Source organism: Mycobacterium sp. D16R24, from assembly GCF_002013385.1.
Taxonomy (GTDB): Bacteria; Actinomycetota; Actinomycetes; order Mycobacteriales; family Mycobacteriaceae; genus Mycobacterium.
The window spans coordinates 92553-103813 of record NZ_MAEV01000009.1 but is presented as its reverse complement, the minus strand read 5'-3'; the positions used below and the strand labels follow the sequence as shown (position 1 = coordinate 103813).

10 protein-coding genes are annotated in these 11261 nt (G+C 63.9%); 7 read left to right on the top strand and 3 right to left on the bottom strand.

Annotation, left to right across the window (positions count from 1 at the left end; genetic code table 11):
- Positions 1–51: 51 nt before the first annotated feature.
- Both B4383_RS07720 and B4383_RS07715 read left to right on the top strand, forming a co-directional pair.
- Positions 52–525 carry a hypothetical protein gene (locus B4383_RS07720; protein WP_078290178.1) on the top strand — a complete coding sequence of 158 codons (474 nt, stop codon included), beginning with the start codon at positions 52–54 and terminating at the stop codon, positions 523–525.
- A 10-nt stretch (positions 526–535) separates the two neighbouring features.
- Entirely contained in the window at positions 536–3529 is a 2994-nt protein-coding gene (locus B4383_RS07715; RefSeq protein WP_078290179.1) for an RND family transporter, read from the top strand.
- 15 nt (positions 3530–3544) lie between these two features.
- Here the strand turns inward: B4383_RS07715 and B4383_RS07710 are convergent, their stop codons facing one another.
- Positions 3545–5050, bottom strand: coding sequence for a carotenoid oxygenase family protein (locus B4383_RS07710; protein ID WP_078290180.1), 1506 nt, complete (start codon positions 5048–5050; stop codon positions 3545–3547).
- Between the two features lie 96 nt (positions 5051–5146).
- Here B4383_RS07710 and B4383_RS07705 point away from each other — a divergent pair, with 96 nt between their 5' ends.
- Positions 5147–5767, top strand: coding sequence for a TetR family transcriptional regulator (locus B4383_RS07705; RefSeq protein ID WP_078290181.1), 621 nt, complete (start codon positions 5147–5149; stop codon positions 5765–5767).
- On the opposite strand, the gene B4383_RS07700 is transcribed toward B4383_RS07705, so the two are convergent.
- Positions 5764–6159 carry a PPOX class F420-dependent oxidoreductase gene (locus B4383_RS07700; RefSeq protein ID WP_078290182.1) on the bottom strand — a complete coding sequence of 132 codons (396 nt, stop codon included), beginning with the start codon at positions 6157–6159 and terminating at the stop codon, positions 5764–5766. The genes B4383_RS07705 and B4383_RS07700 overlap by 4 nt on opposite strands.
- A 123-nt stretch (positions 6160–6282) precedes the next feature.
- Between B4383_RS07700 and B4383_RS07695 the strand changes: the two genes are divergently transcribed.
- The 4 genes from B4383_RS07695 to B4383_RS07680 are packed head-to-tail and all read left to right on the top strand — an operon-like array spanning position 6283 to position 9341.
- Entirely contained in the window at positions 6283–7164 is an 882-nt protein-coding gene (locus tag B4383_RS07695; protein ID WP_078290183.1) for an amino acid ABC transporter permease, read from the top strand.
- Positions 7161–7922, top strand: coding sequence for an amino acid ABC transporter ATP-binding protein (locus B4383_RS07690; RefSeq protein WP_078290184.1), 762 nt, complete (start codon positions 7161–7163; stop codon positions 7920–7922). The genes B4383_RS07695 and B4383_RS07690 overlap by 4 nt, the downstream gene beginning before the upstream one ends.
- Positions 7919–8851 carry an ABC transporter substrate-binding protein gene (locus tag B4383_RS07685; protein WP_078290185.1) on the top strand — a complete coding sequence of 311 codons (933 nt, stop codon included), beginning with the start codon at positions 7919–7921 and terminating at the stop codon, positions 8849–8851. The genes B4383_RS07690 and B4383_RS07685 overlap by 4 nt, the downstream gene beginning before the upstream one ends.
- A 1-nt stretch (position 8852) precedes the next feature.
- The gene (locus B4383_RS07680) at positions 8853–9341 is read left to right on the top strand and encodes a GNAT family N-acetyltransferase (RefSeq protein WP_078290186.1); all 489 of its coding nucleotides are present in this window, start codon (positions 8853–8855) and stop codon (positions 9339–9341) included.
- On the opposite strand, the gene B4383_RS07675 is transcribed toward B4383_RS07680, so the two are convergent.
- Entirely contained in the window at positions 9338–11254 is a 1917-nt protein-coding gene (locus B4383_RS07675; protein WP_176126586.1) for an HNH endonuclease signature motif containing protein, read from the bottom strand. The genes B4383_RS07680 and B4383_RS07675 overlap by 4 nt on opposite strands.
- Between the last annotated feature and the right edge of the window lie 7 nt (positions 11255–11261).

Sequence of the window (11261 nt, the reverse complement as noted above, 5' to 3'; positions counted from 1 at the left end):
TTTAGTTAGCAGGGGCTAGCACTCCGGGAAGTTCCTTTGTAGTATCCCGTCATGACGCAACGAAGCGTTCATGTCGCGGTGCTGGTGTGTGCCGCCGTAGTGACGACACAAGCCGTAAGCGGTTGCTCCATGTCGGATTTCGTGGGCGGCGCCGTGGAGCGCACCACATATCCGCCGATCACACCCATTCCGCCGCCCCCGCCGGGCGCCAGCGTGCTGCCCGCGGATTTTCCGCGCGACATCCCGGTCATCAAAGGTACGTATCGCCAAGACGCCGAGGGTGATTCTCGGACCCTGGCGGTCAGCGGTGTCGAGGCATCGGCCACGGTCGTGGCGGGCAAGCTGCTGACCGACGCCGGATTCGAACATCAAACCGTGCTGGGCCAGGACGCCTACCTCAACAACAAGTACACCGTGCTGGTGATCGGCGACGACCTCGGTGGAGCCTTCACCCTGCGCTACACCGTGATGCCGATGATCGGTGTGCCGGGCATGCCCAGTGTCACCTTCCCGCCGCTGATCTGAGGAGCTGACCATGTCGCACCAATACAGTCCGGCGTTTGAGCGGGCGGGACGCCTGGTGGCCAAGCACGCAAAGTTGGTGATCCTGGCCTGGATTGCGGTCGGGGTTCTCGTCAACACCGCCTGGCCGCAACTGGAGCGGGTGGCCAACGAGCACTCGGTCAGTCCGCTGCCGACGGGTGAGGTGAGCCCGGCACTGGCGTCGATGAAGGAGATGGGAAAGGCGTTCGGCCGCCCCGGTATCGACAACGCCGTCATCATCGTGATGCACAGCGACAAGGGATTTGACGCCGACGCACAGGCCCGGTACTCCGCGCTGATCGACCGGCTGGGCGGGAACAAGGAGTACGTCACTTTCGTCCAGGATCAGCTGGGTGATCCCCGGATGCGCAACAACCCGGTGGCGCGTAAGCAGGTGCTCAGCGAGGACGGCACCACCTGGTACGCGATGGCCGGGTTGGCGGGGGATCTCGGTACTCCATTGGCGCAGAGGGCATATCGGTCTGTCGATGACTTGGTGAAACAGACCTTCGCCGGTTCGGCCACCACGGCCAACATCACCGGTGCGGCGGGGACCATCACCGATATGGGCAACGCCGCGCTGGGCGACCTGCCCAAGATCGGCGCGGTGACCATCGTGGTCATCGGTCTTATCCTGTTGCTGGTGTTCCGATCGTGGTTCACCGCGATGCTGCCGCTGCTGGTGATGGGAATGAGTCTGCTCATCGCGCGCGGCGTCATCGCCGGGCTCGCCGATCGTGGCCTGGTTCCGGTGTCCTCGGTATCTGCCGGACTGATGATGGCCGTATTGATGGGGGCCAGCGTCAACTACACGGTGTTCCTGGTCAGTCGGTACCACGAGCGAATACGTGCGGGGGAGGCGCCGCCGGAGGCCCTGGCGCATGCCTGTGGCTCGATGACCAGGGTCATCCTGGCGACCGCGGCGACCGTGGCGATCGCCAACATCGCGCAGTTGACCGCCAAGCTGGCCTTCCTCGCGGCGGCCGGTCCGGCGGTGTCCATGGGGGTAATCGTCGCGTTCTTCGTGGTCACCACGCTGCTGCCGGCGACGCTGAGCCTGGCGGCCAAGCGCGGGTTGGGACTGCCGGGACCCGATCGGGCGGGGGTGTATTGGCACCGCATGGGTGTGAACATCGTGCGGCACCCCTGGCCCGTCTTCGGTGTGGCGATCGTGATCCTGTTGGCGGCCGCGTCCTTCGTCCCCTTCATGCGACCCAGTTTCGACATGTCACGGGTACTGCCCGATTCGGCCCAGTCGAACCAGGGTATGCACATCCTGAACGCCCATTTTCCCGCCAATTCGGTGATGCCGCAATATCTTCTGATTCAGGCGCCGTCGGACCTACGCAATCCGCGTGCGCTGGGCGACCTTGACCAGATGGCCGAGCGCATCTCCCAGCTCCGGGGAGTCGGGAAGGTCGTCGGCATCACCCGGCCCGATGGGAACAAGCTCACCCAGGCCACGTTGGCGTGGCAGATCGGGTACATGGGAACGCAGATCGACAAGACGAGCGGACAGGTCAACGCCGATCTGCGGCCACAGCTCGAACGGATGTCCAAGCTCGCCGATGTCATGTCGGCCATGACCAACGAGCTGGGCGACGGGGATCTGGCCCGGATGCAGCAGATGATGCCCCAGATGTGGTCGATGGCCAAAGAGGTAGAGGGGCAGCTTGATCGGTATCAGTCGCTGATATCCCAGATGGGCACGGTGGCGGGGATGGTGGATCAGCTGGCCACAATGGGCCCCGCGGTCGAGGGGACCTTCTCGGCGCTCGACGCCGGGGCATCGTTGACTCAGACGCTCGCCGAATCCCCGTTCTGCCCGGTGCACCCCGATTGTGTGAAGCTGCGCGATCAGCTGGTCGCGCTGCGCGACACGGGGCCGCTCTCGTCGGTGGAAAGCCTGCGAGAGTCGGTGCGGACGGTCACCGGCGGCAAGACGATCACCCAGCTGCTGGGCGATATGAACAATCAGTTCAAGCAGATTCGCGGGTTGCTCGCGAAATTGCCCGAGATGGAACGCAAATTCGAACGCATATCGGGGTACTTCCGGCAGCTGCAGGGGCTGGGCGTGGATATGAACTCCGTGAAGACGATGGGCGTGCGGATCCGGGACTTGAACACCCAACTCGAGGACACGGTGCGGTCCATGGGCGAGGCCGCGGTGACCCTGCAGACCATCGGCAAGGACTCCAATTCACCTGCGGCGTCGGGCTTCTCCGTGCCAGGGGCGATGCTGCAGAATCCCGGATTCAAGGAGCTGAGTTCGGCATTCCTGCAGGACGGCGGGCGTACCGCCATGTATCTGGTGCAGTCGCCGCTCAACCCCTATGGACCCGAGGCGATGCAGCTGAGCCGCGATATGGAGCGCGTCGGCAACGAGGCCACGCCCAACACCGCGCTGGCTGGTGCCACGGTATCGGTGGGCGGATTCCCCGCCATCAACGCCGATCTGAAGAAGGCCTACGACAGCGATCTGCGCGAGATCATCGTTGTCACGCTGCTCATCATCTTTCTGGTGATGTGTCTGCTGCTGCGGGCGGTGGTGGCGCCGTTGTACCTGCTGGGCACGGTGCTGCTCACCTACATCGCGTCACTCGGTATCGGTGTGCTGGTGTTCCAGGTTCTCCTTGGGCAACAGCTGGATTGGGCCGTCCCGGCGATGACCTTTGTGCTGATTGTGGCCGTCGGGGCCGACTACAACATGCTATTCATCTCGCGCCTGCGAGAGGAGAGCGCACGGGGCATGCGGCTCGGCATCATCCGGACTGTGCGTCAGACCGGGTCGGTAATCACCTCGGCCGGTCTGGTGTTCGCCGCCAGCCTGCTGGGCATGATGGTTGGCTCGGTCAATCAGATGGTGCAGATGGGATTCATCATCGGAGTGGGCATCCTGCTGGACACCTTCATCGTCAGAACCCTGATGGTGCCGACGCTGGCCCAGGCCTTCGGCAAGCTGAGTTGGTGGCCTTCCAAGGCGTGACCGGGGATCGCCCCGCTAGGCCACCAGGTTCGGATGTGGCAGCGGCGCATTGGGATTGGCGACCCGGCAGGTGAACGTGCCGTGGAACCCTATCGGCAAGTGATGCGTCAGGTGCGCCACCGCCAACGGACCCTGTTCGACATCACGCGCATCGAGAATGACGAGTTGCGAACGGTTTTCCACGAGATCGTGGTTGACCGCGAGCAGCCAGCCGTCATCTTGTGCGGAGTCTTTGTCGCGCGGCACAAAGAGGGGTTCGCAGACCGAGGCCTTGCCGAAGTCGCAGTGCGTCATGGCGCCGGTGCGATGGTCGAACTTGAAGATGCCGTTGTAGTGGCCCTTGCGTTCCAGCGTTCCGGCGGTATAGGTGATCTCATGATTGCGAGTGGACCGGCGCCAGTCATACTGCGGGAATTCGATTTTCGCGGACTGTGACACCACTTCCTCGGTGATCTTGCCGCTGGGTGAGATGCGGAATCTGACCAGGTGGCTATCCGGCCATTCGCGGACTACCAGATGGTGATGAGGATTTGGGTGGTCCTTGGGACCCATCGCGGCGTCCAGTGTCCGTCGTAAAAATTCGAGACTTTCATATCTGACGAATTCGACCACCGCATCGGCGCCATCCTGGAAGGCGTTGGTGACGTGGATATGGGTTTGAGGCGCGTGTTCGATCACGAGTGGCTTCGACCCGTCGCGGGGCACCAGAATGAACTTGGTGCTGCCGTTGGTCAACTGGTACTCGAGGCTTTCGTCGAAACGCTTGCCGCGCAGCAGCTGGCCGATGTTCGGGCGGATCGGGTCGAGCACGAAGACCAGATACTTCTCCGTCAGTGCGAAATCGTGGTTCCAGCCCATATCCCACAGGGTTACCGAATTGATCTGCGAGAGTTGACCACTGGGGCTTACTCGATAGCAGCGCAGTCGTGGTGTGGGAAAGACGTCCAGGCCGAAGTTGAACATCTCGCCGGTGACGGGATCCCATTTCGGGTGTGCCGAGAACGCGCCGACATACCCAAGCTTGCCGTCGAAGTCATTGGTGCCCAGCGTTTCCAGGGTATCGGGATCCAGCCGGTGCGGCGGCCCGCCCTCCCAGAGAGCCAGCATCTCGCCGGCCAAAGGCACGATATTGGTGTTCGCGGTGTTCGCCGGCACCTGGAGGTTGGCGAATAATTTCCCGGGCACCTGAGTGGTGATCCCGGGTCTGCGCATCGGGCCCTGCTGCAGCCCGTCCCGGAACTGCTGGGTGCGCACATATCGGTTGGTGAAGCGGACCGAGGAACCATCCAGGATGAACCGGGACACCATGCCGTCGGCGTCGAACATCGTGCGCAGCACGGTGGTGCCCACCTCGAACTTGCCGGGGCCGATGCGGAAGAGGGTGCCGGTCAGCGCGGGCGGCAGGGTGCCGTCGATCTCGGTGACCTCATAGTCGTATTCGCGCAGCTGGGACTCGAAGGGGCGGGAGACGAGCTCCTCGAAATCCGTGTCGGAGGCTGAATGCTCGGGCGCACGTGTCATGAACTCTCCTAGACCGCATTGTCGGGCAGTTTCTGATGACGGGTGTCCTCAACATAGCGAGTAGGTTGCCTATGTCAAGACGAAGGGCGTTTACGCGTGACGAACGGTCAGACTCACCGCACGTACGGCGGCAAGACGCGAGAGCAGCGCCGAGATGAACGGCGCGTGGCATTGCTGCGCGCGGGCCGTGAGCTATGGAGCGACAAGGGGCTGGCCGCGGTCACTGTACGGGGTGTGTGTGCCCGGACCCGGCTGACCGATCGGTACTTCTACGAGCAGTTCGAAGCGATCGGCGATCTGGTGCTGCAGATCGTGGACGACGTGTTCGCCGAACTGTTCGCGTCCATGGCCGAAGCCGGCCGGGTGGCCGGCGACAACCCGCACGCGCAGCTGACGGCGGGGCTCACGGCGTACCTCGAGCAGTCCGTCGCGGACCGGGCGGTACTGCGGATTCTGACCTCCGACCTGGCCGGATATCCCGGCCTTGCCGCCAAGCGCCGAACCCTTCAGCACCGCGTCGCGCGGGCGATTCTCCTGACCATCGCGCCTGAGGTGTCCAAGCCAGAGCCGGCGCTGCTCGATGCCGCCGTGTTCGGCGTCGGAGGCGTGACCCTCCTGATGGAGGACTGGCTTGCCGATGAAAACCGGTGCAGCGCCAGTGAACTGGGAGCCAAGGCCACCGACATGTGTATGCGCCTGCTGGGGCCGCTGGCCTAGCCGTGGCTCACGAACTTGGTGGGCCGCAGGTACAGAATGACGCGGTCTGCCTCGTCACCGGTGCTCGTCCCGGCCCACGGTGCCTGGTACAGGTGGGCAAGCTCCTGGATGAAGGACCCCGTCGGATCGTCATCGATCTGGTCGACGGTGCCGCGCACCTCCAGGTACCGGTACGGGTTGGAGGGGTCCAGGATGGAGAAGGCGACGCGGGGTTCGGTCTGGATATTGCGGAACTTGGCCCGCTTATTGGTATGGGTGAAGCGCACCCGCTCGCCGTCCCAGCTGAACCACATCGGACTGGACTGTGCGGAACCGTCGCTACCGACCGTGGCCAGGTGACCGTAGAGGCGCTGTTCCAGGAGATCTTCGAAGCCCGCGGGGATTTCTGGCATGTCTTATGTGAACATTCGAGCGGCGCGGATGCTTCCCCGGTCGAACATGACGGATAGCCGCCGTTCGATTCGCCGGGAGCCAAAGACTGTTGTGCACTGGTCGGTGTTCCTAGGTTCGACCGCATGACATCGGCACCCGCTGCGCCGCCGCGCGCCCGGGCGTCCGACGACGCTGCCGAGCCGGTGCTGCGGGTACGGCGCCGGGCGCGTCCGGGCAACTGGATTCTTTCGGCCGTCGCGCTGCTGTTCGTGGCCATGTTCGTGCACGGTCTGGTGCGAAACCCGGGCTGGGACTGGCCGACCTTCGCGCGGTACTTCACCGCAAAGTCGGTGCTGGCGGCGCTGTGGCTGACCATCCGGCTCACCATCTACGGCACTGTGCTCGGGTTTGTCCTGGGGGTGGCTCTCGCGGCCGCACGCCTGTCCAAGAATCCCGTCCTGAAAGTCATCTCGTGGACCTACGTGTGGATATTCCGGTCCATACCGCTGATCGTGCAGCTGCTGTTCTGGTTCAACATCGCCTACCTGTACGACAGCATCAGCTTCGGGATCCCCTTCGGTCCGAGCCTGATCACCGTCGACACCAACGAACTGCTGAGCGGTCTGACCGCCGCCGTGATCGGGCTGACCCTGCATCAGGGTGCCTACTTCGCCGAGATCATCCGGGGCGGCATCCTGTCCGTCGACGAGGGCCAATTGGAGGCCGCTGCGGCCCTGGGCATTCCCCGGCGCCGCCAGTTCTTCCGGATCGTGCTGCCGCAGGCTATGCGTTCGGTCATGCCCAACGCCGCGAACGAGGTCATCAGTCTGGTGAAGGGCACGTCCATTGTGTCCACCATGGCCATCGCCGATCTCTTCTATCAGGTGCAGGTGATTTTCGGGCGTAACGGTCGTGTGGTGCCCCTGCTCATGGTGGCGACAGTCTGGTACATCGTCATCACGTCGGTGCTGACCATCGTGCAGTACTACATCGAGCGGCATTACGCCCGGGGCACACACCGATGAGCACCATCGAGGTGCGTGGGGTGCGCAAGTCCTACGGCCAGGTGGTTGCGCTGCGTGATGTGAATCTGACGGTGCGACAGGGAGAGGTGACGGTCATCATCGGGCCGTCGGGCTCTGGGAAGTCGACGCTGCTGCGCACCCTGAATCACTTGGAGAAGGTGGACGGCGGAACCATCCGCATCGACGGCGAGCTCATCGGTTACCGGCAGCGTGGATCGGTGCTCTACGAGCTCTCGGAAAGGGCCATTCTGCGGCAGCGTTCGCAGGTCGGCTTCGTGTTCCAGAACTTCAATCTGTTTCCGCATATGACGGTGCTGGAGAACGTCATCGAGGCGCCGCTGGCGGCGCGACGGGCACCGCGCACCGAACTGGTGGCCGAGGCGACCCAACTGCTCGAACGGGTGGGGGTTGCCGACAAGGTGGCGGAGTATCCCCGCCGGCTCTCCGGCGGCCAGCAGCAGCGGGTGGCTATCGCACGTGCTTTGGCATTGCGGCCCAAGGTTATTCTGTTCGACGAGCCCACGTCGGCGCTAGATCCGGAGCTAGTCACCGAGGTGCTCGATGTGATCCGCCAGCTGGCCCGTGACGGTGCCACCCTGGTGATCGTGACGCATGAGATCGGGCTTGCCCGGGAGATCGCCGACACCGTGGTCTTCATGGATCACGGTGCCATCGTCGAGCAAGGCCCGCCAGAAGAGCTGCTGGACAACCCATCGCATCCACGGACCATTGGCTTCCTGTCGAAGGTGCTGGCATGAGGGGTCTTATCGCGCTGTTCTGCACGGTGATCGTTGTCCTCACCGGTTGTGCCGGGGGTGCGGAGCCCGGCGCATCCTCGTCGTTCAATCTGAGTCCGAACCAGGATCGGGTGCGTGCCGCCAAGGCGGACGCCATCGCCGCCGAGGTGCCCGATGCCATCCGCAAGCGTGGCACCCTGATTGTTATCGGCGATGCTAATTCCGCACCGCCGCTGCGGTTTTACGCCGATGACGACAAGACGATGATTGGGATCGAGACGGATGTCGCCTATCTGGTGGCAGACATTCTGGGGCTGCGGGTCGACCTGCGTTCGGCGGATTGGGCACAGAACTTCGTCAAGGTGGACTCGGGCGAGGTCGACGCGTTTATTTCGAATGTGACGGTGACCGAGGAGCGCAAGGAGAAGTTCGACTTCGCCACCTACCGTTTGGACAACGTCTCCTTCGAGGCCCGGCAATCCCTGGACTGGAAGGTCAAGGGTGCCAGGGATATCGCCGGCAAGACCATCGGCGTCGGGTCGGGCACCAACCAGGAAGCATTGCTGGTGCAGTGGAACGAACAGAATGTCGCGGCGGGTCTTCCCGCCGCCGACCTGAAGTACTTCCAGCAGACCACCGGCTATTACCTGGCGTTGGCGTCGGGGCGCATTGATGCTTACGTGGGTCCCAACCCGACGGCGGTGTTTCATTCGCAGGCGACCGGGCAGACCAAGTTGGTCGGTACCTTTTCCGGTGCGGGGGAGGCGCTACAGGGAGAGATCGCGGTGCTCACCAAGAAGGACAATGGACTGGTGCGCGCCATCGCCGATGCCGTCAACCATGCGATTGCCGACGGCACGTATCGTAAGGTGTTGCAGCGCTGGGGATTGGAGAACGAAGCAGTGAGTCGATCTGAAGTCAATCCCCGCGGACTACCGAGGCAAGGGTGACATGACGGCGTGTGAGGATCTGCTGCAGTTCACGACGGTGCAGCAGCAGGACCCGCTGGCGGCTCCGCTGCTCGCCGAGTTGGCGGTGGAGTACAGCACGCGATACGGCGGGACACTCGACGAGCATCACGAGTTCCTGGTCAACTATCCGGCCGTCCACTTCACGGCTCCCGATGGAGGGCTGCTGATCGGACTGCAAGGAGGTGTGGCCGTGACCGGTGGCGCGTTCCAGCGGTATGACCCCGATACCGCGGAGCTCAAACGCATCTGGACGTCCAGCGCTCACCGTCGTCAGGGCCTGGCTGTGCGCACCCTGGGCGCGCTGGAGCTGGAGATCCGCAGCCGTGGGTACCGGCGCATCTATCTCACGACCGGTCCGCGCCAACCCGAAGCGAAGGCGCTGTATCTCTCCGCGGGATACCGACCGCTCTACGACCAGATCCTGTCCGCCGACGAGGTCGGCATCCATCCGTTCGAGAAGGACCTCTAGGCGGCCCTGGCCCGCCGCGGGCCGGCCCGCCGCCGCGCCGTGATCATGAGGTGGTCGTGGTAGTGATCGGCGAGGCTCTGCAACTCGGCGCGCACTTCAGGGTCGAGGGTGCGATCCACCTCGCGCTGTGAAGGCCCGGTTTCATTGCCGTAGTGAACTTCCCACCACGTCTCTTCGAAGTAGAGGGCTTCTCCCTCGGCGACGGTGAGGTCATCGGGGCAGGAATATCCGCCGATACGTGCGAGCGGCAGCTCGTCGACAATCTGCGGCCCTGCCGGGAGCGGACCGAGTTCCGGCTGAGTTACCCCGCAGTCGCCGGTGCGCGCGGCCCAGCGGATGGCGCCATCGGTCATCCGGTTTGCACGCAGACGTCGACGCGTCTTCAGGTCGTGATGGTGGTGGCACACCGGATGCAGGTTCTCGAAGATCGTCCAGCCGCCGCACATGGGGGCGTCATGATCGAACTCGACGATATGGTCCAGCTCGCAGCGCGCTGACGACACCGAACAGCCGGGGAAGGTGCAGGTGGAGAAGGTCGCGCGGACCGCATCGGCAAGTGCAGCCCCAGGCCGATAGGTGAGTGCACCTGCCGGTGGGTCGCCATGTCCGCCATGTCCGCCATGACCGTCGGGATGCGCGGGCATGGCGGACCCGGGCTCCGGCGGAGCAACTTTGCATGGTGGCCCGTCGATGACCGGTGTCGGCAGTGGTGTGCGCTTGACCGTGGAACGTCCCACTACGGTCGGCACCATCTTTCGCAGTTCGGTGAAAATCGCCTGCCAGTGCGCATTTTCGGTGATCTTGCGCGCCAGTTTCGGATCGATGACTGAGCCGTCACCGAGCCGCGCGGGATTGTTGGTCAACCCCAGCAGCGTCTCCAGGTCCACCACCACTTGGGCGAGATGCAGATGCTGAGGTGGTGCCTTGATGCCCTGGTAAGGGCAATCGCTCATGCCGCACTGGCACGAGATGTGGTGCCCGCCTGCGAGAACCGACATGAACGCATCAGCCATACGCTGCCCGCGCGTCCGCGGATCATGCCGGCACACAGTGGACGCCACGTCTTCGATTCGCCGCTCGGCCGTCCTAGCCTCCAACAGCGTGAGATGTGCGGTCAGGAAGGCCATGCCGTCCGGATTGGGCTGCACCCGGACATAACGATTGCCCGACGCCTGTTCGCGAGCGCGGGCCGCCTCATCGGCGTTGTATCGGATCCACCGGCGCCAGATTGCAGACCGGAGGCGTTGCGGCGGAAGCGTCTTCGCCAGCTCAACCACTTCGGCGCTGATTGCGTCAATGGTCTCTTGTGAGGCGGCCGCCAGCACCGAGCTGAGCACGCACGCATTGCCATAGGACAGTTCACCATTGAGAAACGGCTTCTCCACCAGTGACATTCTTCGACCGATCTGCTCGGCGCAGGTGATCAGCGTGGAGGTGGCCGACCGTGATAGCCCCAGCGCCAGCCCAATCTCAGCGCGCGCCAGCCTGACGCCCGTCAGCTCTTCGCCGTACTCGGCCAGCGATTGGCACATGCGCTCTTCGAGAACCCGTAGGGCCAAGAGAACCCGTTGTGCCGCAGCGCGATTCTCGATATAGGCCCGATCGTGCATCTGAGCGAGCAGCCCTGCCACCAGAGTGTCCGGATCTGTATCCGGTGCAAAAACGGGGTCCACCCCGGCATCGGGCGGGCAGACTCCTTCGCCGGCGTCGATCCGCCGGAACAGTTCGTCGCGTTCGAGGCGCCACCGGGACTCCTTGCCGGACTCCCAATCTGCCCGTGCTGCTTCGTTGGCCAGCCATCGTTCGATGGGGTCGATGAACGCCGCGCGCGCGGCGTCCTCCTCGGCGGCCTGCGAGGCCATCATGAGGTCGGCCTCGTCACGAGAGGGAGGCCGCCTTCCCGTATCGAACATATGTTCG